Raw genomic sequence first — 23,445 nt, 5'->3', positions numbered from 1 at the left:
TGCTGGACCGCCGCCCCGTCCGCCGCCCACCTCCGGTAAATTGGTCTACACCACGACGTGTATGCCTCAGAACGGTGGAATCAGCATGGAAGTAGTGATCGTTCCGGACGCCGAAGCGGGCGGCGAGCTCATCGCCTCCGCGATCGCCGGCCTGCTCGCCCGCAAGCCCGACGCCCTGCTCGGCGTAGCCACCGGATCGACGCCGCTGCCGATCTACCAAGCGCTGGCCGCCCGGGTCCGCGCCGACACCCTCGACGCCTCGCGGGCCCGCATCTGCCAGCTCGACGAGTACGTGGGCCTCCCCAAGGGCCACCCCGAGTCCTACCGCTCGGTGGTGCTGCGCGAGGTCGTCGAGCCGCTCGGGCTGACCGAGGCGTCCTTCATGGGCCCCGACGGCACCGCCGAGGACGTCGCCGCCGCCAGCTCCGACTACGACCGCGCGCTGGCCGCCGCGGGCGGCGTCGACCTGCAGCTGCTCGGCATCGGCACGGACGGGCACATCGGGTTCAACGAGCCCTGCTCCTCGCTCGCCTCCCGCACCCGCATCAAGACGCTCACCGAGCAGACCCGCGTGGACAACGCCCGGTTCTTCGACTCGCTGGACGAGGTGCCTCACCACGTCATCACCCAGGGCATCGGCACCATCCTGGAAGCGCGTCACCTGGTGCTGCTGGCGACCGGCGAGGCCAAGGCCGAAGCCGTGGCGCTCTCCGTGGAGGGCCCGCTGTCCGCGATGGTGCCCGCCTCGGCGCTGCAGCTGCACCCGCACGCCACCGTCGTCATCGACGAAGCGGCCGCATCCGGCCTCAAGCTCGCGGACTACTTCCGCGCCACGTACGCGGCGAAGCCCACCTGGCAGTTCCTCTAGAACTCTCTGGAACTCTCCTGCTCCAGCGGCTGCTGTCCGACAGCAGCCGCTGGAGCGGGCGTGACCCGGAGCGGCCCTCAGGCCTTCGGCTGGGTGAAGCGGATGTTGTTGCCGAAGGGGTCGCGCAGGCCGCAGTCGATTCCGTACGGACGGTCGGTGGGCTCCTCGGTGAACTCGACGCCCCGGCTCAGCAGCGTCTCGTACGTCTTGCGGCAGTCGTCCGTGCTGAAGATGAGGTGGCCGCCCATCGCGCCCTTGGTCACCAGCTCGCGGACCTGCTGTGCCGTCTCCTCGGACATCGCCGGAGTGCCCGGCCTCTCCAGCAGGATCTGCCGCTCGGGGTGACCCGGGACGCCGACGGTGAGCCAGCGCATGAAGCCCATGTCGATGTCGGCGTTGACCTCCAGGCCGAGCTTGCCGACGTAGAAGTCGAGGGCTTCGTCCTGGTCGAGGACGTAGATCTGTGAGTGCGTGATCGCTGTGAACATGTGCATCACGCTACCGAGCGGTCCGGACGAAAACTTATCCAAAACTGCTCAGTCGCCGAGCGGGACGCGCAACGCCGGGCGGTGCCCGTCGTCAGGCGCTCGGTCGCGTCCACGCCATCGTGAAACACGTCGGTACGTTCGCGGCCGCCGCCTCCTTGCGGTACGTCCTCGGGGACCGGCCGACGATGTCGCGGAACGTGCGGCTGAAGGTCCCCGGGCTGCCGAAACCGACCTCGAAGCAGATGTCCGTCACGCTGTGGTCGGTCTCCCGCAGCAGGAACATCGCGCGCTCGACACGGCGGCGCTGCAGATAGCGGTGCGGCGTCTCGCCGAACGTGGCCCGGAAGGTGCGGGCGAAGTGGGCCTGCGACACATGGGCGATCCGGGCCAGGGCCGGGACGTCGAGCGGCTGCGCGTAGGCCCGGTCCATCGCGTCCCTGGCCCGAAGCATCCGGCGGTTGCTCTCTTCTACGGCGCTGCTCACGGCGCCATCACACCACGGTTCCGCGCCGTCCGGAGAAGATCCGGCGGCTCGTCCGCGTCACCTCCTCATGGCGCGGTGTCGCGCACCCAGGAGTGTCAGTGCCCCGCAGTAGCATCCGGTGTATCCGGATCACCGGCGGCCGCCCCGGGCCGGCGGTTCCGGGGCGGCCGCCGAGCCAGTATGCCGGCCCGACATGCCCTGCCCGACCCAGCAGCCCCGAGGACAGCCCGTGAGCGCAGCGACCGCCGGTACCGTGACCCGTTGCGCCTGGGCCGAAGGCTCCGAGCTCATGGCCGACTATCACGACACCGAATGGGGCGTCCCGTCCCATGACGACGCCTACCTGTTCGAGCTGCTGCTCCTGGAAGGCGCCCAGGCGGGTCTGTCCTGGTCCACGGTGCTCAACAAGCGCGAGAACTACCGCAAGGCCCTCGACGGCTTCGACTACCGGAAGATCGTCCGGTACGAGCAGGCCAAACTGGACGATCTGCTGACCGATGCGGGCATCGTCCGCAACCGGCTCAAGGTCGCCTCCACGGTGAAGAACGCCCGCGCCTTCATCGCGACGCGCGAGGAGTTCGGCTCCTTCGACACCTACCTCTGGCAGTGGGTCGACGGCACACCCGTGGTGAACCGTCCCCGGCCGACGGATCCACTGCCCGCGCGCACCGATCTCTCCGACCGGCTGAGCAAGGACCTGAAGCGGCGTGGCTTCACCTTCGTCGGCACCACCATCACCTATGCCTACCTCCAGGCGGTCGGCGTCGTGAACGACCACGCCACCACGTGCACGGCCCAGGGCCGGCCCACGTCGCGCTAGCCGCGCATTTCCCCCTCGGCGTCGAGCGGGCAGGCCGTCGGCCGGCCGTCGTCGTCGCCGTGGTAGATCTGCCACTCGTCCTGGTCGGCTTCGCCCCCGCTCGGGACGCCGATGTTGTCGCCGCAGTGACACACGATGGTGATCATCGCTTCTCCTCGGATGTGCTCTGGAACTGTTCCGGGACGTGCTCCGGGAAAGGCTCCCGGCGGGCCGGAGGGCCACTCACCACTCCAACCCACTCCCCGGCGCCGGTCCTGTTTTGCTGGTCCGGCCGGGTTCCATCGGCACGCGAGGGCACAAGTGTGCGAAGCGCCTGACCGGAGGCGGACCGCCCTGGCAGAATGACGGCACGGGGCAGTCGATCTTCGAGTGGGAGTGCTCCATGACGCGCTTGCAGGCGCGACGGATACACCGTCATGACGGCGTGGCCGTCCTGGCGGTCGTCGGTGAACTGGACCTGGACAGCGAGCAGGTGCTGGCCGATGCCACCGCATCGGTGCTGGACACCGGCCAGGTGCGGCTGATCCTGGACTGCGGCCAACTCAGTTTCTGCGATTCACGGGGACTGGGGCTGCTGCTCACCCTGCGGCAGACCCTGGACGACCGCGGCGGCTCCCTCGTCCTGGCCGCGCCGAGCGATCAGCTGCTGCGCACCCTCGAACTCACCGGCGCCGACCAGGTCCTCACGCTGACCGAAGGCGTCGAGGAGGCCGCCGGCCTCCTGCTGCCTCCCGGCGCCACCGGCATCACAGGAAACGCCGGATCGGGATGACCGCGACTTCCTGGAGCCGCTGCAGGGAGGAACGCCGGTTCCACGAGCCGGACTCGATCAGTTCGCTGACCGCCCGGTCCTCCTCGAAGTGCCCGTCGAGGGTGGCGGTGAAGGTCTCGTCGAGAACGGCCAGCATGACCTCTTCGTCATGGTCCAGCGAGCGGCGGTTGAAGTTCGTGGACCCGATGAGCGAGGCCACATGGTCGATGGTGATCACCTTGGCGTGCATCATCGTCGGCTGGTACTGCCAGATCTTCACTCCGGCCGCGACCAGTTCCTCGTAGAAGTTCTGCCCCGCCAGCTGGCACACCCGCTTGTCGGTGTGCGGTCCCGGCAGCAGGATCTCCACCTCCACCCCGCGCCGGGCCGCCTCGCACAGCAGATGGATGAAGTAGGCGTCGGGTGCGAAGTACGCGGTGGCCAGGCGCAGGCGTTCCTGGGCGGACTCGATGACCACCCGGATCAGGGTCTGCATGTCCTGCCAGCCGAAGCTGGCGGAGCCGCGCACCACCTGGACGATCGCGTCGCCCTGCGGGGTGTGTTCGATGAAGCGGTCACGGTCGTCGAAGAGGTCGGCGTGGCACTCGGCCCAGTTCTGGGCGAACGCCGCCGCGATGCCGTCCACCGCCGGGCCGCGCACCTGCACATGGGTGTCGCGCCACTCCTTCTCGTCGCGGGCGTCGCCGCACCACTCCTCGGCGATGCCCACACCGCCGGTGTACCCGGTCGACTCGTCGACGACCAGGACCTTGCGGTGGCAGCGGTGGTTCTGCTTGAGCGGTGAGAGCCACAGCGGCTTGCGGAACCAGGCGACCTGCACGCCGGCCTGCTCCATCTCGTCCAGCAGTTCCTGCTCGATGAGCCGGCTGCCGAAGCCGTCCAGCAGCAGCCGGACCCGCACTCCCTCGCGGGCCCGGCCGGCGAGCGCGGCGGCGAACTCCCGGGCGATCGCACCGCGCCAGTAGACGAAGGTCATCATGTCGACCGTGTAGCGCGCCGTCCGGATGCTCTCCAGCATGGCCGCGAAGATCTCGTCGCCGTTGCGCAGCGGCACCAGGGCGTTGTTCTCGGTCGCCGCGATGCCGATCAGCCGCTCCAGCCGGCGCCGTATCCGCTGCTTCCGCTCCGCGTACGACAGCTCGCCCGGCGCGGTTCGCGCACCGGCCCCGGGCAGCGTCTGCTCGTGGTCCTCGACGGTCGTCATGCGGATTCTCCTGCGTAGAGAGCTGCTGAGGTGTTTGCTGCCCCGTCGTACGGCACCGATGTCCGGATCTCGGAGCGAAGTGAGCCGTTTGGACTGGGCCAACGTACACACCTGCCGGTGCTGCCGCCGAAGTTGGCCGTGCCGTGGCGCGTCCGTGCTCCCGCGAAGCGGAGGCCGCCGGCGCGCGGCGCACGGGTATCGTGCGGAGGTGTCGTCCTACAGCATTGGCCAGGCAGCGAGAGTGCTGGGTGTGAGTCCCGAGACGGTCCGGCGGTGGGCCGACGGTGGCCATATCCGGATGGACCGGCACGGCCCGGGGAACCGGGTCATCGACGGGGTGAGCCTGGCCGCGTTCGCCAAGGAGCGTGCCGCCGGGGTTCCGACCGGGCCCGACGCGGTCGCGACGTCCCTGCGGAACGCGTTCAGCGGGATCGTGACGGGCGTGACGCTCGACGATGTGGCCGCTCAGGTGGAGATGCAGGCCGGGCCGCACCGGATCGTGTCGGTGGTGACGCGGGAGGCCGTGGAGGAGCTGGGGCTGGCGGTCGGGGTGACCGTCACCGCCCGGGTGAAGTCGACCGACGTGCACATCGACAAGCCCTGAACCGACGGCCGGCGGTCACCACGCGAAGGGCCCGCGGGTGAAGGGCCCGCGGGTGATGGGCCCGCGGGTGAAGGGTCGCCACGGGAAGCGTGAGCGGGTGGGCCCTCAGCGGCACAGCAGCGCGGCGCGCAGGTCGAGACGGTGGTCGAGGCGGGAGAGGTCCCGGCCGGTGATCCCTTCGATGCGCTGGATGCGGTAGTGGACGGTGTTGACGTGCAGGTGCAGGGCCTCGGCGGCCCGCGCCCAGGAGCCGTTGTGGGCGAGGAACGTCTCCAGGGTCTCCAGCAGCGCGCTGTGCGGCGGGTTGTTGTGCCCCGCCAGCGGTCCGAGAATGCGGGAGCTGTACGCCGCGCGGACCTCGGCGGGTATCCCGGCGAGCAGTGCGTCCAGGGTCGTGAGGTCGTCGGTGGCGGTCACCCGCGCGCCGTGCGGGTGGGTGGTCCTGGCCGCGGTCAGTGCGAACCGGGCCTGGGCCAGGGCTCCCTCCAGGGCGTCCGCCGTCGCGGCGGGCGCGCTCACCCCGGCGTGGATCGCGACGCGCGGACTGCAGGCGTGCAGCGCCGGCCACACCTCCGCCAGCCGGGCGCGGCCGTCAGGGCCGCCGGGAGCGGCGGCGGTGGCGGCGATGGCGACGGCCTGGCCGTCGGGGAGGTGTCCGACGGCGAACGGCCCGTCGCCGGCATGGCCGAGCGCTTCCTCCAGCGCCCGCGCCGCCCAGTCCCCGCGCCCCGAGTTCAGCGTCGCGGCGATGACGAGGAAGGGGCCCTCGACCGGCAGCCCGCAGGTGCGCAGCGCGGCGCGCAGCCCCGGGGCGTCGGTGCCGGGCGCGTCCAGCAGCGCGACGAGCTCGTCGGCGGACGACCGGGCGGCCGCACGGGGGCGGTCGAGGTTGTCGTGGTGCTGGGCGATGACGTCGGCGATCTCGTGCAGCAGCCGGGGCGGGGCCCCTCCGACGCCGGCAGATGGAGATACCAGGTGTCGTACGGGGACGTTTCCGAGTTCACGCGCAGGCTGATCCCGGCGTCCCGCCGCAGGCTGTCGGCGAGGTGGTGCGGCGGCAGGGCCGGGGCCGCCGGGGTGCGGGCGATGGTGCGGCCCGTGGCGGTGACCAGGTAGCAGGGCAGATCGCCGAGGTGGGCGAAGGCCCGGTCGAGCAGCTCTTCGGGGGACGCGTCCTGGGCGAGCAGATGGCTCAGCTCGTGGCGCACGTTCTCCGGCAGCAGATAGTGCGGAGAGGGGCGGCGGCTGAGGTCGCCCCACTGCCGGAGGTACACGGCCTCGGTGATGGCACGGAAATTGGTGCGGGCCGGGACGGCGAGCAGCGCGATGCCCTGCTCGCGGCACGCGTCGAGAACGTGGCCCGGGACCTCGCCGTGCGTCTCCTCCCCCGCCAGCAGCGCCGCCGCGCCCGAGGTGCGCAGGGCGGAGACGAAGCGGTCGGCCTTGGCCCTGCCGCCCTCCGCGCTCCACCAGACCAGTCCGCTGAGCACGATCTCCCCCGGTTGCAGAAACCGGGCCGGGTCCTCCAGGTCGGTGGCCGTCACTCCGCTGATCTCCTGCTTGAGGAGTGCGGCGTCGCCCCAGAGGAGGGTGAGATCGAGGGATTCGAGCTGGAGGAGATGGTCGACGTGCATGCTCTGGCTCCTTGCGCGGCTGCCGGGCACATCACCCAGCATCTCCCACCCACCAGGTGAGTACGAGTAGAGGCATAGTAAATGCAAGGTGAACCGGCACGTAAGCCTCTTGGTTGATCCTCCAGTCCCGGGCTGTCCCATGCTGGATATTCCGTGCCCGGCACCAGTCGTGCGGGCCGCCTCCGCGTTGCTTCACTGGCCGCATCAACCGGCGAGAACGGTGGCGGAGCGCATGGATCTGAACACGGTGGTGGACGTACGGGACGCCCGCCGGCCCGCACCCTGGCGGCCCGGTGACGCCTGGCTCGGCGGAGGCACGTATCTGTTCTCCGAGCCGCAGCCGCATCTGCGGCGGCTGGTGGATCTGAGCCGGATGGGCTGGGAGCCGCTCCGGCAGCTGCCGGACGGCTCGCTGGAGATCGCCGCGACCTGCACGATCACCCAGCTCTCCCGTTTCGGGCGGCGGTTCGGGGCGGTGGCGGCGCCACTGTTCGAACAGTGCTGCCGGGCGTTTCTGGCGTCGTTCAAGATCTGGAACATGGCCACCGTCGGCGGGAACCTGTGCAACGGGCTGCCGGCCGGGCCGATGATCTCCCTGACCGCCGCGCTGGACGGGGAGTGCCTGCTGCAGGCCCAGGACGGATCACGGCGCCGCGTCAAGGTCGCGGACTTCATCACCGGGGCGGGCCGCAAGGACCTCGGCGAGGGCGAACTGCTCCGCTCGATCACCCTCCCCGCCCGTGCGCTCGCCTCGACGACCGCCTTCCGGCAGGCGTCGCTGTACGGCCTCGGCCGGTCCGGCGCGCTGGTCATCGGCGCCCTCGATCCGCAGGACGGCTCGCTGGCCGTCACGATCACCGCCGCGACCGTGCGCCCCTTCCGGCTCTGGTTCCCGCTGCCGCCGTCCCAGGACGAGCTGCGCGACGCGATCGGGTCCGCCGTCACGGACGCCGACTGGTTCGACGACATCCATGGCCTGCCCGCCTGGCGCCGGCACATGGGCTTCCGCCTCGCCGAGGAGATCCGGCGCGAACTCACCAGGGACGGTGTGCGATGAGCTTTCTCATGCAGGTCAATGAGCAGCCCTTCGACGCCGAGCCCCGCGCCGGGCAGTGCCTGCGCACCTATCTGCGCGACTGCGGCTGGTTCGGGGTGAAGAAGGGCTGCGACGCCGGTGACTGCGGGGCGTGCACCGTCCATGTGGACGGCGAGCCGGTGCACAGCTGCATCTACCCGGCCGTACGGGCGGCGGGCCGGAGCGTGACCACCGTCGAGGGCCTCGCCGCCCGGGGCGGCGAACTCCACCCGGCCCAGCAGCAGTTCCTGGACGCGCAGGGCTTCCAGTGCGGGTTCTGCACCGCGGGCTATCTGATGACCACGGCCGCCCTCCAGACGGAGCAGGGCACCGTCCACGACGACGGCAAGCTGGACGACCTGCCGCGCGCCTTCAAGGGCAACATCTGCCGCTGTACGGGCTACCGGGCCATCGAGGACGCGGTGCGCGGGGTCAAGCACACCGAGCGCCCCGAGGCGGGCCAGGCCGTCGGCAAGTCCCTGGGCGCCCCCGCCGGCCCCCTCGTCGTCACCGGCACGGCCCGCTACACCTTCGACGTGGAGGTGCCCGGGCTGCTGCACATGAAGCTGCTGCGCTCCCCGCATCCGCACGCCCGGATCGTCTCCATCGACACCAGCGACGCCCTGCGGGCGCCCGGGGTGCACGCGGTCCTCACCCACCACGACGCCCCCGAACGGCTGTACTCCAGCGCCCGCCACGAGCACCCCACCGAGGACCCGATGGACACCCGTGTCCTGGACGACGTGGTCCGCTTCGTCGGCCAGCGCGTGGCGGCCGTCGTCGCCGACAGCGAGCAGGCCGCCGAGGAGGGCTGCCGCCGTGTGGTCGTCACGTACGAGGAACTGCCGTACGTGATCGACCCGGAGCAGGCGATGCTGCCGGGTGCCCCCGTCATCCACCTCAAGCGACCCGAGTCGGGCATCTTCCGCGCCGAGAACAACGTGTGCGGCGAGGTCCACAACACCCTCGGCGACATGGCGAAGGGGTACGCGGAGGCGGACGTCGTCCACGAGGAGACCTTCCAGACCCAGCGCGTGCAGCACGCCAGTCTGGAGACCCACGGCAGCGTCGCGTACTTCGAGCCCAAGGAGGAGGGCGACGGCGAGCGCATCACCGTCCGCTCCTCCACCCAGGCGCCGTTCCTGACCCGGCGGGCGCTGTGCGCCCTCTACGACCTCAACGAGGACGAGGTCCGCGTCGTCGCGGGCCGCGTGGGCGGCGGGTTCGGTGGCAAGCAGGAGATGCTCACCGAGGACATCGTGGTCCTCGCCGCCCTGAAGCTGCGGCGCCCGGTGAAACTCGAGTTCACCCGGGCCGAGCAGTTCTACGGTGCCACCACCCGCCACCCCTTCAAGGTCACCATCAAGATCGGTGCCAAGGCCGACGGCACCCTCACCGCGCTGCGCATCCGCGTCGTGTCCAACACCGGTGCCTACGGCAACCACGGCCCGGCGGTCATGTTCCACAGCGTCGGTGAGTCCTTCGCCGTCTACAAGGCGCCGAACAAGGAGGTGGAGGCGTACTCCGTCTACACCAACGGTGTACCGGCGGGCGCCTTCCGCGGCTACGGCCTGGGCCAGGTCCTCTTCGCCCTCGAATCGGTGATGGACGAGCTCGCCGTCCGGCTCGGCATGGACCCGCTCGTCCTGCGCGAGAAGAACGTCATCGGCCCCGGCGACCACATGGTGACCCCGATCGGCCACGAGGAGGACCTCTTCATCGCCTCGTACGGGATGAAGCAGTGCATGGAGGTCGTCCGCAAGGCCATCGCCGAGGACCGCAGCCACGAGGACGTCCCGGAGGGCTGGCTCACCGGGACGGGCACAGCGGTCGCGATGATCGCGACCGGCCCCCCGGGCGGCCACTTCGCCGACGCGCGGGTCAGCCTGCTGCGCGACGGCACGTACGACATCGCGGTGGGCACGGCCGAGTTCGGCAACGGCACCACGACCGTCCACAAACAGATCACCGCCGGGGCGCTGAACACCACGGTCGACCGGCTCACGGTCCGCCAGTCGGACACGGACGTCGTCCGCCACGACACCGGCGCGTTCGGCTCGGCCGGCACGGTGGTGGCGGGCAAGGCCGTCATGCTGGCGGCCGACTCGCTCGCGGAACGCCTGCAGAGCTTCGCCGCCCGGCACACGGGCGTGGCCCGGCATCTGTGCAAGCTGCAGGCCGAGTCCTTCGACTGCGCGGGCCGCGTCGTCACCCTCAAGGAGCTGTACGAGGCCGCGCACGACCAGGGCAGGCTCGACGAGATCGCGGCGGACGGCCACTGGGGCGGCTCCCCGCGCTCGGTCGCCTTCAACGCGCAGTGGTTCCGGCTGGCCGTCGACCCGGGCACGGGCGAGATGAAGATCCTGCGCAGCGTGCACGCGGCCGACGCGGGCAAGGTCATGAACCCGATGCAGTGCCGCGGCCAGGTCGAGGGCGGGGTGGCCCAGGCGCTGGGAGCCACCCTCTTCGAGACCGTACGGGTGGACGAGCGCGGGGAGGTGACCACCGCCGCGTTCCGCCGCTACCGCCTGCCCCAGTACGCGGACGTCCCGCGCACCGAGGTCCACTTCATGGAGACGTCGGACGCGATCGGCCCGCTGGGCGCCAAGTCGATGAGCGAGAGCCCCTTCAACCCCGTCGCCCCGGCCTTCGCGAACGCGCTGCGCGACGCCACCGGTATCCGCTTCACCGAAATGCCGGTCACCCGGGACCGGGTGTGGGCCGCGATGGACGAACACGCCCGGACGAAACCATGACGTCCACCGGATCCTGGGGGTCCTGTCACCCGGAGTACGGTCCTGCCATGTCTTCTTCATCCGACGCCGCACCGTCACCTTCCGCCTCCCCGTCACCGGCAGAGTCGCCGTCGCCGTCCCGGTCGCCTGCCACCGTGGCCGCGGACGATCTCGACCGGGCCGTCCAGCTCTCCGTCGCCGTCCTGCGCCAGGCGCCCGCGGCGGCCTGGGACGGCAAGGCCGGTTCGCTGGAGTGGGACTGCTGGGAGACCGTCGAGCACCTGAGTGACGATCTGTTCGCCTACGCCGCCCAACTGGGCCCCAGGAAGCCGCCCCTGGAGGGTGAGGTGCCCTTCGTCTGGGAGAGCCGGCGGCCCGGCGGCCCCGCGAACGCCGTCCACGCGGACCGTACGGCGGGATCCGCCGGTCTGCTGCAGGTGCTGGAGGCGTGCGGCGCCCTGTTGATCGCCATGGTGCGTACGACGCCGTCGCAGACCAGGGCCTACCACGGCTTCGGGGTGTCGGATCCGGAAGGCTTCGCCGCGATGGGGATCGTGGAGACCCTGGTGCACACCCACGATCTGGCCGAGGGACTCGGTCTCGACTGGACCCCGCCCTCCGGCATCTGCGCGCGGGTGCTCACCCGGCTGTTCCCGGAGGCGCCGACGGGCACCGACCCCTGGACCACCCTGCTGTGGGCGACCGGACGCGCCGAACTGCCCGGCCACCCCCGGGTCACCACATGGCGCTGGTACGGCGAGCCCCGGCCGTAGCTCCCCCGCCACCGGCCGGCCGCGGTGGGACCGGCCCCACCGGCGTTCACCAGGCACTACGTGAGATCGACGATCGCAGTCGGACCCCGCGGAACCACCGGGCGCGTACTGCGGAAACGCGCGGCGTAGGCGGAGGGAGTGGTTCCCAGGTGACGGGCGAAGGTCCTGCGGAGGGTCTCGTCGCTGCCCAGTCCGCTGCGCCGGGCCGCGGACGTCACGCTCTCGCCGCGTTCCAGCAGCATCCGGGCGGCTTCCAGCCGCATCGTCTCCACATAGGCGGCCGGGGTGCTGCCGGTCTCCTCCCGGAACAGCCGCGACAGATGACGGGCGCTCACACCGGCCTGGCCGGCCAGCGCCTGCGGGCTGTGGTCGGACGCCGGGTCGGCCGCGATGGCGTCCAGCAGCGGACGCACGACCGGGTGCGCCGTCACGGTGGTGCGGGAGGCGGCGGAGAACTGGGACTGCCCTCCCGGCCGTTGCAGAAACACCACCAGGTCACGGGCGACCCGGCGGGCCGCTTCCGGGCCGTGGTCCTGTTCGACCATCGCGAGGCAGACGTCGATGCCGGCCGTCACCCCGGCCGAGGTGAGGACCTTTCCGTCCTGGACGTAGATGGCGTCGGGCGTGACCTGGACGTCAGGGTGGCGGCGGGCGAGTTCCGCCGCATGTTCCCAGTGCGTCGTCGCCCTGCGCCCCCGCAGCAGACCGGCCGCCGCGAGGGCGAAGGCCCCGGTGCAGACCGCCGCCACCCGCTGCGCCCCCGCCGCCAGCCGGGCCACCTGGTCGACCAGGGCGGGCTCCTTCCGGAGCGTCTCGAGGTCGGCGGGGCCGGGGACGATGAGCGTGACCTCCGGCCACTGCTCGCGCTCGGCCTGCTCGGCGGACAGGTCGGCGACGATCCGCAGGCCGGTCGAGGTGATGACGTCCCGGCCGCCTGGGGTGCACACCCGCACGGCGTACGCGCCCGTGTCCCGCGAGGCGGTGGCGAAGACCTCCAGCGGGGCGGCGACATCCATCAGCCGCACCCCGTCGAAAGCGAAGACGATCACTTGACGCTGCACCCGTCCACGGTAACCGCATGTCCGTATGTGTGGGGTACCTGTCTCCAGGGACATGGCGGGAGGTCCGTACCCGCGGGCAGGCTGGAAGCGTCATCAGGGCCGGTCGGCCCGTTCCCCGAGGAGAGGAGCCGTTCCATGACGATCCAGGGGCAGGAAGCCGGTGCCGCCGCCGGAGTGTCCGTGCCGGACACCAAGCTCGCCGCCGAGGCCACCGAGCTGGTGCGCGACACGGTCGGCGACTTGATCTACCACCACTCCCGCCGCGTCTACTGGTTCGGCAGTCTGCAGGGCGCCAACCGCGGTCTGCGGTTCGACCCGGAACTGCTCTACATCGCCGCGATGTTCCACGACCTCGGCCTCGGCGAACCCTTCCGTAGCAGCGGCCGCCGCTTCGAGGTGGACGGCGCCGACGAGGCTCGCCGGTTCCTGCTGGGCCACGGTCTGCCCGAGGACGGCATCCGGCGGGTGTGGACGGCCATCGCCCTGCACACCACCCCCGGCATCCCGGCCTTCATGGAGCCGGAGGTCGCGCTGCTCACCGCCGGGGTGGAGTACGACGTCCTGGGCATCGGCTACCAGGACATCAGCGACGGCGACCGTGCCGAGATCACCGCGCTGCACCCCCGCCCGGACTTCAAGCGGCGCATCCTGGCGGCGTTCACCGAGGGGATCGCCCCGAAGCCGGAGACGACGTTCGGGAACGTGAAGGCCGATGTCCTCCAGCACTTCGTCCCGGGTTTCACCCGTGGTGACTTCGTGGAGACCATCCAGAACTCACCCTGGCCCGAGTAGACGGGATGCCCCGGGCCGGGCGCGTGGCCCACCGCGCGCCGCCGCCCCGCCCGGTGCTGGCTGGCGGAAGCCGTCCGCGTGGTCCTGGGCCCAGGAGGCGAAGTCGATGGCCCGCAGAAACGTCCAGGCGACCCCGGACTCCCTGATCTGCCGCTCGATCTCCTCATGGAACGAGGTGGCCTGCTCGCCGTCCGGTCGCGCCCGTCACAAGAATCCTGGTCAGGTAGGGGCCAACCCCGACCGCGGCCGGACCATGCCGTCCGGCCGCTTCAGGTCGGTGTCCGCCCTGTCGTCAGGCGTGGAACTCGGTGAGGTCGATGCTGTGCACGCGGAGCCGTCTGCCGTACACCGGGTCCACGGTTTCGCGCTCCAGGACCATGCCGAGTTTCCGCATGACGTTCTCGGAGGCGTCGTTGCCCACCTGGTGAATGCTGATGACGCGGTCCAGACCGCGGTCCTGGAGGGCGAACTCCAACGTCGCGTGGGCGGCCTCGGACGCGTACCCCTGGCCCCAGAACTGCCGCCCGAGCCGCCAGCCGATCTCCACGGCCGGCAGCACCTCCGGCAGGAACTCGGGCACGGACAGCCCCGTGAACCCGGCCAGTTCACCGGAAGCGAGCAGCTCGACGGCGAAGATCCCGAAGCCCTCGTCGTCCCACTCCTCCTCCCAGCGCTCGATGGACTCCGCGGTGTTCTCCAAGTCCCGGACCGAGCCGTCCCGGATCCAGCGCATCACCTGCGGGTCGGCGTTGATCTCCGCCATGGGCGCGAGGTCGTCGTCATGCCAGCGACGGAGGAGGAGGCGGGGGGTACGGATTTCGGTCATACCCGCATCCTGCCGAACGAGAACCCCCAGCGGAAATCGGCACCACCGCGGCCCCGGGTCCGGCGGATCGCGGCCTCGCACGCCGCGATCTCCCGCCGGAGTGAGCCACGTGGTCCAAGGCCCCACTCCGCCGGCTGCGCACCGGACCCGACATAGCCCCTCGCCAGGCCGATGACGGACTACCGCGCCGCGTCCAGCCGCTCGCGCTGCTCCGCCGTCAGCTCCAGGTCGACCGCGGCCAGGCTCTCGTCCAGCTGTGCCACCGAGGAGGCGCCGACCAGCGGGATCGACGGGATGTCGGACCCGATCAGCCAGGACAGCACCACCTGGTTGGCGGTCGCCCCGGTCTCCTCGGCCACCTGCCGCAGTGCGGCGAGCCGGACCGGCGTGCCCGAGTGGTCGAACTCGGAACCCAGCGGCTTGTCCTCACGGACGTAGGCGCCGCCCAGCAGCGGCGAGTAGGCGACGAGCGCGAGCTCGGGGTCGGAGCGCAGATAGCTGAGGTGGTCGCCGCTGAGCACGCCCTCCTGGCCGTCCGGGGAGCGCCGGCTCGGGAAGTCGGTGCGCTGCCGCAGATAGCTGTGGTGGTACTGCAGGACCTCGTACCCCGGCAGGCCGGCCGCCGCGGCCAGACCGCGGGCCTGCTCCACCCGCCACGCATAGTGGTTGCTCGCCCCGAGCAGGCCGACCGTGCCCTCGGCGACCAGTTCGGCGAAGCTCTCGACGATCTCCCGCGTCGGCACGCTCGTGATCTGGGTGTGCGCGTACAGCAGGTCCAGCTTCTCCATACCGAGCCGCTCCCGGCTGCGCTCCGCGGACTCCCGGATCGTCTTGGCCGACAGGCCGTCGATGTCGAGGGCCATGGTGGCGCTGGGGGCGAGCGGCCGTCCCCCGAGCTTGGTGGCGATGGTCAGCTCGTCGCCGGCGCCGCGGCTGCGGCGCCAGCGGCCGAGCAGTTCCTCGCTCTCGCCGCCCTGGGTGCCGTTGACCCAGTACGCGTAGTTGTTGGACGTGTCGATGAAGGTGCCGCCGGCTTCGACGAACCGGTCGAGGATCGCGAACGACGTCGCCTCGTCGGTGATCGTGCCGAACAGCATGGCGCCGAGACTCAGCACGCTCACCTCGCGGCGGGTCGCCGGGTCCTTGCCGATCGTGCGGTACCGCATGTGCGTTCCCCTCGTCGAGCCCCTCGGTGCCGGGCTTTGAGCAGGAGTCTGCATCCTGGAGAGCGCTCTAAGTCAACCCCCTCCGACCAGGGCGGTCAGGTGTCCAGGGAGCGGATGACCCGGGCCGGATTGCCGACCGCGAGGACGCCGGCCGGCAGGTCCTTGGTGACCACCGCACCGGCGCCGACCACGGTGTTCTCGCCGATGGTCACTCCGGGGCAGACGATCACCCCGCCGCCGAGCCAGACGTTGTCGCCGATCGTGATCGGTACCGCCTTCTCCCAGCCGGCCCGCCGCCGCTCGGTGTCCAGCTCATGGGCCGGCGTCAGCAGCTGGACGTTCGGGCCGATCTGCACATCGGCTCCGATGGTGATGGGCGCCGCGTCGAGGAAGACCGCACCGAAGTTCACGAACGTCCGGGCGCCGACGGTGATCTGACGGCCGTAGTCGCACTGGAACGGGGCACGGATCACCACCCCTTCGCCCACCGCGCCGAGCAGCTGCTCCAGGATCCTGCGGCGCCCGGCCGGGTCGGGCCGCCCACCCGGGTCGACCGAGTTGTAGGCCGCGCACAGCTCGGCACGCCGCTCCGAATCCGCGCCCAGGCCGGGGTCGACCGGGAGGTACCAGTCGCCGGCCAGCATGCGTTCCTTGTTCTCGCCCACAGGGGTCCTCTCTCCGGGAGCAGCCACGATAGCCAAGAGCGCGGGCGGGCAGGCGGGCTCGGCGGCTCCGCCGGATCCGGCGGGCGCGCCGACTTGCGCGACACCCCCCACCGCGGGCCGGGCGGCTCTACTCTGATCGTGGGCCGGACGCTTCGCCGGCGGGGGAGCTTGCGGCGCCCGGCCGGCACGGGTTCCGGAGGGGGTGCGGCACGGTGGAACAACTGGGGCCCGGGGATCCGCGGCAGGTCGCGCAGTACCGGATCAGTGCACGGCTCGGCGCGGGCGGCATGGGTCAGGTCTATCTGGCGCGCTCACCGGGCGGCCGGTCCGTCGCGGTGAAGGTGGTCCGGGCCGATCTCGCCCAGGACCCGCAGTTCCGCGTCAGGTTCGCTCGTGAGGTCGAGGCGGCGAGACGGGTCAGCGGTGTCTTCACGGCACCGGTCATCGACGCCGATCCGGACGCGGACCCGCCGTGGCTGGCCACCGGCTACGTTCCCGGACCGTCCCTCACCAGCGCCGTGACGGAGTTCGGCCCGCTGCCAGAGGACTCCGTGCGCCTGCTCGTCGCCGGGCTCGCCGAGGCGCTGGTCGCCATCCACCGCGCGGGGCTGGTCCACCGGGACCTCAAGCCGTCGAATGTGCTGCTCGCCCTGGACGGTCCCAAGGTCATCGACTTCGGCATCGCCAAGGCGCTGGAGTCCGTCGGGCTGACGATGACCGGATCGGCGATCGGCTCACCGGGGTTCATGGCGCCCGAACAGGTCACCGGTGGCGAGGTCACCTTCGCCACCGACATCTTCGCGCTGGGCGCGGTGCTGGTCTTCGCCGCGACCGGCCGGTCCCCCTTCGGCACCGGCCCCACCCCCGCGCTGCTGTACCGGGTGGTCAACGACGAGGTCGAGGTGGACGACCTGCCGGACGGACTGCGCCGGCTGGCTCGGAGCTGTCTGGCCAAGAACCCGTGGGAACGGCCCAGCGCGGCGCAGATCCTGGACGGGCTGGACTCCCCCGAGCTGGCGCCCACCGAGGCGTTCACCTCGGGCGGGCGCTGGCTGCCCGCGCCGCTGACCCGGGCGATCCTGCGGCAGTCGGGGATGCTCGACGAGGACCGGACCGTACTGGACCCGCCGCCGGCCCCCACGGCCACGCTCACCGCACCGGCCCCGGCACCCGCGCCGTCCGGCTACGGCTATCCCGGTCCTGCGGAGGGATCGGGTCCCGCGGAGGGAGCCGGCCCGCCCGCGGGGTTCGGCCCGCCGCCGTTCGTCCCGGCCTCCGGCGGGACCGCGTACAGCGGCCCCGGCAGCCACGGCGCGTACTCCACGGTCCCGGCCCCACAGGCCCCGCAATCCCCGCAATCCCCGCAGCATCCCGGAGCCCCGCGCCCGCCGAAGCGCCGCCGCGCGATCCTCGCGGTGGCCGTCACGGTGCTGCTGATCGGCGGAGGTGTGGCGATCGCGCTGAACCAGCTGGGCACCAAGGACGACACGGGTGGGGACGGCAAGGCCTCGGGCGCGCCGAGCACGGCCGCGCCCACCCCGGCCGGGCCGGCCACCGCGCTGCCCTGCGGCGGGATCAACGACCCCTTCACCTCTAACGTGAGCGCCGCCGGCTGGCATCCGATCAACAAGCTGGAGGACACCGTCGCGCTCCCCGGAGGCCGGCTCGACATCACCGCCGCCGACGGCGCCGATCTGCGCGCCGACATCCCCTCGGTCGGCGCCAAGGCGCCCATGTTCTACCGGGAGGTGAACGGGAACTTCACCGCCGAGACCGAAGTGAGCGCGTCCCCGCACTACACCTACCAGGGAGCCGGGCTGTTCCTCAGCGCGGTGAACTACGGGTACATCCGGCTGGAGCGCGGCTACGGCGACACCGGCGGCATCACCTTCGAGTACTTCAGGGACGACGAAAAGTACGTCTCCGTCGACTACGCCTTCACCACCGCGGCGGCCAAGGGCAGGACGCTCGTCAGGACGGACGCCACCAGCGTCCAACTGCGGCTGCGGCGCACCGGCGACACGGTGACCGCGTCCTGGCGGGCGAGCGGTGCTGCGGCCTGGCAACAGCTGGGGCAGGCACCGACTCCGGGCGCGTCGGGCGGCAAGGGGACACCGGCACTCCGGATCGGCCTCTCCGTCGTCAACCGCGCCCAGCCGCCCCAGGGCGATCCGCAGAAGCAGCGCTTCACGGCGTCCTTCGACTACGCCAACATCACCTGCGGCTGAGCCCGTCCGACTCCGGGCCGCCGTACCGCCGGCGTCACTCCGGGCGCCCGCGGGGTGCGCGGGCGCAGGCGGCCTCCACCGTCGCGACGGGGCGCAGGTTCATCGTGAGGCCGGCCAGCCGCAGGATCCGCAGATGCCAGGGGTGGGTGCAGACCAGTCCCATCCAGCCGTCGTGCTCCAGCAGCAGGCGGTGGGTGCGGACCAGCAGCGTCAGGGCTGCGCAGTCGAAGAACTGGGCGGGCCGCAGGTCCACGACCACCAGGGCACCCGGCGACTCCGTCACGGCGGACACCCCGGCGCCCACCTCTTCGATCGTGGACAGGTCGATCTCCCCGCGTAACTCCACCACGGTGAACTCGCCCCACTCGTAGGTGTGAACGAGCCGGCGCCGCGGCGGCACGGCTTCCAAGCGGAGGGAGGCGTGGCCCAGGGTGGCGGGCGGGGTGTCCTCATCCATGCGCGGTCCCCTGTCCAACAGCTTCCGGATCGACGGAAGCACTCAGCCATACGGACTACCACCGGGGTCCCGGGCGACATCCCTGAACTCTAGGGACAGTGGGAAAAGCAGAAACGTGCAGGCAGCTGGCAGTTCAGTCCTGTGGGTGAAATTCGCCGAACGCCTTGCTGATCGACATATTTTGTGCAGGTACGCCTTGTGTCACGGCGGCCGGCAACACCCCGGCGCCGCCCCGGACAGGGCGCTCCCACTCGTTCGGCGGTGCGCGCGGCAGCGGCCACCCCTGATGCCCCTGATGCTGTGACCTGCCGGATCGTTGCCCAGGACGACGCCCGGTGCCGCCGTCTGAGGGACCCTCAGGCCCCGGCGAGGATGCGCGGGCCGATACATATCCCCTTTGGATGGATCTCACGGCATGGAGTCGACTGCGTGCACATGGTGCGCTCCCCGTGTCGGTGAACGGAGATCCCACCATGCGTATAGCCACGGTCCTGGCCACCACCGCCCTCGCCTCGGTCGCGATCGGAGCCGGGGCCAGTGCCGCGTACGCCGCAGACCAGCCCTCGCTGAGCGTCACCCCGAGCCCGGCCATGCCCGGCTCCTCCGTCGTGATCTCCCTCAGCGGCGGCTGCACCGCCTCCTCGGCCTCGGCAACGTCGGAGGCCTTCACCGGCAAGGTGGAGCTCTCCACCGGCTCGGCGCGCATCTACACCGGCACCGCGACGATCAAGTCCGCCATCAAGGCCGGCACGTACTCGATCGACGTGGCGTGTCCCGGTGGCGCCACCAGCACCTACCAGTTCGAGGTCGGCACGGCGAGCAAGGGTGCCAAGACCGGTCTGGGCGGCTCCGTCGGCGGGATGAACACCGGTCGGATCGCGGGCGGCATCGCCCTCCTCGGCGTCGCGGCCGGCGGCGTCGTGATGCTGCGCCGCCGCCGGGCCGACACCAACTGACCGCTCCTCCCGGCGTGTGATCGCGCCCCGCAGCCGCGGCTGCCCCGGTTCATGGGCCCGGGGCAGCCGCTTCGGTCCGTCCGGCCGGTCACAGACTGACGCGCACCGCCAGGGGTCCGGCGTCCTCCCGCTGTTCCACGGCGCCGATCCGGCCGGCCGCGCGCACATCGGCGTCGACGAGGGCGTAGCGGTCGAGCACCTTGCGCGGACCGGAGACGACGGCCTGTGTCACCTCGGCGCGCATGGACACCTTCGCCTCCGACTTGGCCTTGCGGACCGCCGCGATGACCTCGGCCGCGGTCGCCAGCAGCTCACCGTCCCCGTCGGCGGCCATGGCGCGGATCTCCGCCGCGGCGGGCCAGTCCGCGCGGTGGACCGAGCCCTCGGCGTGCCAGGACCACACCTCCTCCGTGACGAACGGCAGCACCGGGGCGAAGAGCCGCAGCAGCGTGTCGAGGGCGGTGGCCAGGGCGGCGCGGGCCGAGTGCGTCGCGGCGGTGTCCCATGATCCGTTGGCACTGCCCTCGGCGCCGTAGGCGCGGTCCTTGACCAGTTCGACGTAGTCGTCGCAGAAGCGCCAGAAGAAGTGTTCGGTACGCTCCAGGCCGCGTGCGTAGTTGAAGTCCTCGAACGCGGCGGTGACCTCCCCGACGGCCACCGCGAGTTCGGCGAGCATCGCGCGGTCCAGGGGTTCGGTGACGGGGGTCCCGTCGGGCACCTCGCCGAAGCCGCGGACGAACTTGCTGGCGTTGAGGATCTTCACCGCGAGCCGGCGGCCGATCTTCATCTGGCCGGTGTCGAAGGCCGTGTCGGTGCCGGGACGGCCGCTGGCCGCCCAGTAGCGGACGGCGTCCGACCCGTGCTGGACGAGGAGGTCGGCGGGGGTGACCACGTTGCCCTTGGACTTCGACATCTTCTTGCGGTCCGGGTCGAGGATCCACCCGGAGATCGTGGCGTGCTTCCAGGGCAGTACGCCGTGCTCGGCGTGCGAGCGGACGACGGTGGAGAACAGCCAGGTACGGATGATCTCGTGGGCCTGCGGTCGGAGGTCCATGGGGAAGACCCGGGCGAACAGATCCGGGTCCTTCAGCCACCGGCCGGCGATCTGCGGGGTGAGCGACGAGGTGGCCCAGGTGTCCATGATGTCGGGGTCTCCGGTGAACCCGCCGGGCGTGCCGCGCTGTTGCTCGGTGTATCCGGCGGGCGCCTCCGCGCTGGGGTCGACCGGCAGCGCCGCCGGGTCCGGGGCGATCGGCCGGTCGTACTCCGGGTTGCCCTCCTGGTCCAGCGGATACCAGACCGGGATCGGGACGCCGAAGAACCGCTGGCGGCTGACGAGCCAGTCACCGTTGAGTCCGCTCACCCAGTTCTCGTAGCGCACCCGCATGTGTTCGGGGTGCCAGTGCAGTTCGGCGCCGCGCCGGAGCAGTTCCTCACGCAGCGGGACGTCGCGTCCGCCGTTGCGCAGGTACCACTGGCGGGTGGTGACGATCTCCAGCGGCTTGTCGCCCTTCTCGAAGAACTTCACCGTGTGGGTGACCGGCCGCGGGTCGCCCTCCATCTCGCCGCCGGCCCGCAGCATCTCCACGACGCGCTCGCGGGCGGTGTGCGCGGTGGCTCCGGCCAGCCGGCCGTAGGCGGCGCGCGCCTGTCCGGAGTCGAGGCCCGGGGGCGGATCCGCGGTGAAGCGGCCGTCCCAGCCGATCACCGGGCGGGTGTCGAGCCGCAGTTCGCGCCACCAGGTGACGTCCGTGGTGTCGCCGAAGGTGCACACCATGGCGATGCCCGAGCCCTTCTCCGGGTCGGCCAGCTGGTGCGCCAGCACGGGCACGGCGACATCGAAGAGCGGGGTGCGGACCGTCGTGCCGAACAGGTCCTGGTAGCGGGCGTCGTCGGGGTGGGCGACGAGCGCCACACAGGCGGGCAGCAGTTCGGGACGGGTGGTGTCGATCATGACGCGGCGGCCGCCGGCGCCGTGGAACGCCAGCCGGTGGTACGCGGCCGGCCGCTCGCGGTCCTCCAGTTCGGCCTGGGCGACGGCGGTGCGGAAGGTGACGTCCCACAGCGTCGGTGCCTCGGCCATGTACGCCTCGCCACGGGCGAGGCAGTTGAGGAAGGCGAGCTGCGAGGTGGCACGGGCCTCGTCGTTGATGGTCTGGTACGTCCGCGTCCAGTCCACCGACAGGCCGAGCCGGCGCCACAGGTCCTCGAACGCCTTCTCGTCCTCGACGGTCAGCCGCTCGCACAGCTCGATGAAGTTGCGCCGGGAGATCGGGAGCTGCTGCTTCCCGGGGTTCTCCGGCGGGGTGAAGTCCGCGTCGTACGGGAGTGCCGGATCGCACCGGACACCGAAGTAGTTCTGCACGCGCCGCTCGGTCGGCAGGCCGTTGTCGTCCCACCCCATCGGATAGAAGACCTCCTTGCCGCACATGCGCTGGTACCGCGCGATCGCGTCGGTGTGCGTGTACGAGAAGACATGGCCGACGTGCAGCGAACCGCTGACGGTGGGCGGCGGGGTGTCGATGGAGAACACCTGCTCGCGCGTCCTGGAGCGGTCAAATACGTATACGCCTGACGTGTCCCACCGTTGAGACCACTTCTCTTCCAGCCCGTCGAGGACGGGCCTCTCGGGAACGCCGCTCGGGCGGTGGGTGAACGTCATGCTCCGACATGCTAAAGGACGTGCGGTTCGCCGCCCCGGGCCGGGTGCCCCGGCGTGCGCCAGGCCGGAACCCCAGGCCACCGGGGCCGGGCCGTACACGACCACTCGAAGGGAGTGAAATACATATGAGCCATAACCCGAATGCCGCCGGTGCGTTGTGACGGGTGCGGACGTTCGGTCCGCGTGGAATTCCGGAAGGCAGGAAACCCATGAAACAGGTCGCCAGAAAGGGACTGTTCACCGCCATGGTCGCCGGCGGAGCACTGGCCAGCGCCGGATACGCGCACGCCGACGCGGGCGCCGGTGGTGACACGGTGGGATCCCCCGGGGTGCTGTCGGGCAACTCGGTGCAGATCCCGGTGCACGTTCCGGTCAACCTGTGCGGGAACACGGTCAGTGTGGCCGGCCTGCTCAACCCGTCGTCCGGCAACGGCTGCGCCAACGTCTCGCCCGGCGGCGGTCCTGCCGCGGGTCCGGCCGCCGGCCAGGGCACCGGAGGCACCCGGTCCACGACCACGGGCGGCTCGGCCTCGCACGGCGAAACGAAGGGCTCGCCGGGGCTCCTGTCGGGCAACGGCCTGCAGCTGCCGATCGATCTGCCGGTGAACATCACGGGGAACTCGGTCAGCGTCGTGGGCATCGGGAACGCGTCGAGCGGAAACGTCTCTTCAAACCGGCCCGACACGCCTCCCGTCCGCACCCTCCCCGCGCCTCCGCGGCTGTCCGTGCCGGTACCGGCGGGCCATCAGGCCCCGCTCGTCCAGGCCGAGGCCGGAGAGTCGCTCGCGCACACGGGCACGGACTCCCTGGGCTTCACCGTACCGGCGGGGGCGGCCCTGCTGATCGGCGGCACCGTGCTGTACCGGAGGTCACGTCCGCGGACGTGACGGGTTCATGGGCGCGGCCGGGGGCCGGCGGCCGAACTCCCCCGGCCCCCGGCCGCGCCACATCGGTCGGCCGACGGCCCATCACGTCGGTGAATGACATCATTTGGGTGCATACAAGGCGTTTCCCCGCGTGGGACACCGCGGGAGCGTGCATCCACCACCAGTGTCGTCTCACGGTCTCGCGGGGCCGTGCGGGCCTCGACTCCCGCGGCGGCGGGACCGGGCGCCGCGCACCGATATCTGAGCCACACTGCGAGAGCAAGGTAAGTGAAAGCACCAGAACAACGT

General features: G+C 71.4%; 23 protein-coding genes. 11 read left to right on the top strand and 12 right to left on the bottom strand.

Annotated elements, in window-relative coordinates:
- The first annotated feature begins 85 nt into the window (after window positions 1–85).
- The gene (locus LNW72_RS36810; RefSeq protein WP_250979367.1) at window positions 86–868 is read left to right on the top strand and encodes a glucosamine-6-phosphate deaminase; all 783 of its coding nucleotides are present in this window, start codon (window positions 86–88) and stop codon (window positions 866–868) included.
- A 77-nt stretch (window positions 869–945) separates the two neighbouring features.
- Here the strand turns inward: LNW72_RS36810 and LNW72_RS36805 are convergent, their stop codons facing one another.
- Window positions 946–1,356, bottom strand: coding sequence for a VOC family protein (locus LNW72_RS36805; RefSeq protein WP_250979366.1), 411 nt, complete (start codon window positions 1,354–1,356; stop codon window positions 946–948).
- Between the two features lie 91 nt (window positions 1,357–1,447).
- A complete protein-coding gene (locus LNW72_RS36800) occupies window positions 1,448–1,840 on the bottom strand; it encodes an AraC family transcriptional regulator (protein WP_250979365.1) in 393 nt (130 codons plus the stop codon).
- A gap of 229 nt (window positions 1,841–2,069) precedes the next feature.
- On the opposite strand from LNW72_RS36800, the gene LNW72_RS36795 reads away from it, so the two are divergent.
- Entirely contained in the window at window positions 2,070–2,660 is a 591-nt protein-coding gene (locus LNW72_RS36795; RefSeq protein ID WP_250979364.1) for a DNA-3-methyladenine glycosylase I, read from the top strand.
- Here LNW72_RS36795 and LNW72_RS36790 read toward each other — a convergent pair.
- The gene (locus LNW72_RS36790; protein WP_250979363.1) at window positions 2,657–2,806 is read right to left on the bottom strand and encodes a hypothetical protein; all 150 of its coding nucleotides are present in this window, start codon (window positions 2,804–2,806) and stop codon (window positions 2,657–2,659) included. The two genes, LNW72_RS36795 and LNW72_RS36790, sit on opposite strands and share 4 nt — an antisense overlap.
- Before the next feature lie 236 nt (window positions 2,807–3,042).
- On the opposite strand from LNW72_RS36790, the gene LNW72_RS36785 reads away from it, so the two are divergent.
- Window positions 3,043–3,432 carry an STAS domain-containing protein gene (locus tag LNW72_RS36785; protein ID WP_250979362.1) on the top strand — a complete coding sequence of 130 codons (390 nt, stop codon included), beginning with the start codon at window positions 3,043–3,045 and terminating at the stop codon, window positions 3,430–3,432.
- Here the strand turns inward: LNW72_RS36785 and LNW72_RS36780 are convergent.
- Window positions 3,407–4,636, bottom strand: a complete 1,230-nt coding sequence (locus tag LNW72_RS36780; RefSeq protein ID WP_250979361.1) for a phospholipase D-like domain-containing protein — start codon at window positions 4,634–4,636, stop codon at window positions 3,407–3,409. The genes LNW72_RS36785 and LNW72_RS36780 overlap by 26 nt on opposite strands.
- A gap of 208 nt (window positions 4,637–4,844) precedes the next feature.
- Between LNW72_RS36780 and LNW72_RS36775 the strand changes: the two genes are divergently transcribed.
- Window positions 4,845–5,240, top strand: a complete 396-nt coding sequence (locus LNW72_RS36775; protein ID WP_250979360.1) for a TOBE domain-containing protein — start codon at window positions 4,845–4,847, stop codon at window positions 5,238–5,240.
- A 105-nt stretch (window positions 5,241–5,345) separates the two neighbouring features.
- Here the strand turns inward: LNW72_RS36775 and LNW72_RS41840 are convergent, their stop codons facing one another.
- Window positions 5,346–6,017 (bottom strand): helix-turn-helix domain-containing protein, encoded by a 672-nt coding sequence (locus tag LNW72_RS41840; RefSeq protein WP_308402154.1) that lies wholly within the window; start codon window positions 6,015–6,017, stop codon window positions 5,346–5,348.
- A complete protein-coding gene (locus LNW72_RS41835; protein ID WP_308402098.1) occupies window positions 5,975–6,874 on the bottom strand; it encodes a PucR family transcriptional regulator ligand-binding domain-containing protein in 900 nt (299 codons plus the stop codon). Before LNW72_RS41835 ends, LNW72_RS41840 begins: the two co-directional genes overlap by 43 nt.
- Before the next feature lie 232 nt (window positions 6,875–7,106).
- Here LNW72_RS41835 and LNW72_RS36765 point away from each other — a divergent pair, with 232 nt between their 5' ends.
- The 3 genes from LNW72_RS36765 to LNW72_RS36755 are packed head-to-tail and all read left to right on the top strand — an operon-like array spanning window position 7,107 to window position 11,457.
- The gene (locus LNW72_RS36765; RefSeq protein ID WP_250979359.1) at window positions 7,107–7,931 is read left to right on the top strand and encodes a xanthine dehydrogenase family protein subunit M; all 825 of its coding nucleotides are present in this window, start codon (window positions 7,107–7,109) and stop codon (window positions 7,929–7,931) included.
- A complete protein-coding gene (locus LNW72_RS36760) occupies window positions 7,928–10,705 on the top strand; it encodes a molybdopterin-dependent oxidoreductase (RefSeq protein WP_250979358.1) in 2,778 nt (925 codons plus the stop codon). Before LNW72_RS36765 ends, LNW72_RS36760 begins: the two co-directional genes overlap by 4 nt.
- Window positions 10,706–10,752: 47 nt before the next feature.
- The gene (locus LNW72_RS36755; protein ID WP_250979357.1) at window positions 10,753–11,457 is read left to right on the top strand and encodes a hypothetical protein; all 705 of its coding nucleotides are present in this window, start codon (window positions 10,753–10,755) and stop codon (window positions 11,455–11,457) included.
- Window positions 11,458–11,513: 56 nt separating this feature from the next.
- Here LNW72_RS36755 and LNW72_RS36750 read toward each other — a convergent pair whose 3' ends face one another.
- Entirely contained in the window at window positions 11,514–12,518 is a 1,005-nt protein-coding gene (locus LNW72_RS36750; RefSeq protein ID WP_250979356.1) for a GlxA family transcriptional regulator, read from the bottom strand.
- A 135-nt stretch (window positions 12,519–12,653) separates the two neighbouring features.
- Here LNW72_RS36750 and LNW72_RS36745 point away from each other — a divergent pair, with 135 nt between their 5' ends.
- Entirely contained in the window at window positions 12,654–13,310 is a 657-nt protein-coding gene (locus LNW72_RS36745) for an HD domain-containing protein (protein ID WP_250979355.1), read from the top strand.
- A 292-nt stretch (window positions 13,311–13,602) separates the two neighbouring features.
- Here the strand turns inward: LNW72_RS36745 and LNW72_RS36740 are convergent, their stop codons facing one another.
- From LNW72_RS36740 to LNW72_RS36730, 3 genes are all read right to left on the bottom strand, one after another.
- On the bottom strand, window positions 13,603–14,136 hold the full coding sequence (locus LNW72_RS36740; RefSeq protein WP_250979354.1) for a GNAT family N-acetyltransferase: 534 nt from the start codon (window positions 14,134–14,136) through the stop codon (window positions 13,603–13,605).
- Window positions 14,137–14,315: 179 nt separating this feature from the next.
- On the bottom strand, window positions 14,316–15,302 hold the full coding sequence (locus LNW72_RS36735) for an aldo/keto reductase (RefSeq protein ID WP_250979353.1): 987 nt from the start codon (window positions 15,300–15,302) through the stop codon (window positions 14,316–14,318).
- A 95-nt stretch (window positions 15,303–15,397) separates the two neighbouring features.
- A complete protein-coding gene (locus tag LNW72_RS36730; protein ID WP_250979352.1) occupies window positions 15,398–15,967 on the bottom strand; it encodes a sugar O-acetyltransferase in 570 nt (189 codons plus the stop codon).
- Between the two features lie 212 nt (window positions 15,968–16,179).
- Between LNW72_RS36730 and LNW72_RS36725 the strand changes: the two genes are divergently transcribed.
- The gene (locus tag LNW72_RS36725) at window positions 16,180–18,195 is read left to right on the top strand and encodes a protein kinase (protein ID WP_250979351.1); all 2,016 of its coding nucleotides are present in this window, start codon (window positions 16,180–16,182) and stop codon (window positions 18,193–18,195) included.
- Window positions 18,196–18,229: 34 nt separating this feature from the next.
- On the opposite strand, the gene LNW72_RS36720 is transcribed toward LNW72_RS36725, so the two are convergent.
- Entirely contained in the window at window positions 18,230–18,652 is a 423-nt protein-coding gene (locus LNW72_RS36720) for an STAS domain-containing protein (protein WP_250979350.1), read from the bottom strand.
- 473 nt (window positions 18,653–19,125) lie between these two features.
- On the opposite strand from LNW72_RS36720, the gene LNW72_RS36715 reads away from it, so the two are divergent.
- Window positions 19,126–19,608, top strand: coding sequence for a hypothetical protein (locus LNW72_RS36715; RefSeq protein WP_250979349.1), 483 nt, complete (start codon window positions 19,126–19,128; stop codon window positions 19,606–19,608).
- Between the two features lie 88 nt (window positions 19,609–19,696).
- Here LNW72_RS36715 and valS read toward each other — a convergent pair whose 3' ends face one another.
- The gene (gene valS / locus LNW72_RS36710) at window positions 19,697–22,270 is read right to left on the bottom strand and encodes a valine--tRNA ligase (RefSeq protein WP_250979348.1); all 2,574 of its coding nucleotides are present in this window, start codon (window positions 22,268–22,270) and stop codon (window positions 19,697–19,699) included.
- A 209-nt stretch (window positions 22,271–22,479) separates the two neighbouring features.
- On the opposite strand from valS, the gene LNW72_RS36705 reads away from it, so the two are divergent.
- Window positions 22,480–23,157: a chaplin gene (locus tag LNW72_RS36705; protein ID WP_250979347.1), complete on the top strand. Its 678-nt coding sequence runs from the start codon at window positions 22,480–22,482 to the stop codon at window positions 23,155–23,157.
- The last annotated feature ends 288 nt before the right edge of the window (window positions 23,158–23,445 follow it).

This window comes from Streptomyces sp. RKAG293 (genome assembly GCF_023701745.1).
Taxonomy (GTDB): Bacteria; Actinomycetota; Actinomycetes; order Streptomycetales; family Streptomycetaceae; genus Actinacidiphila.
This window is presented reverse-complemented; position numbering and strand designations above follow the sequence as displayed.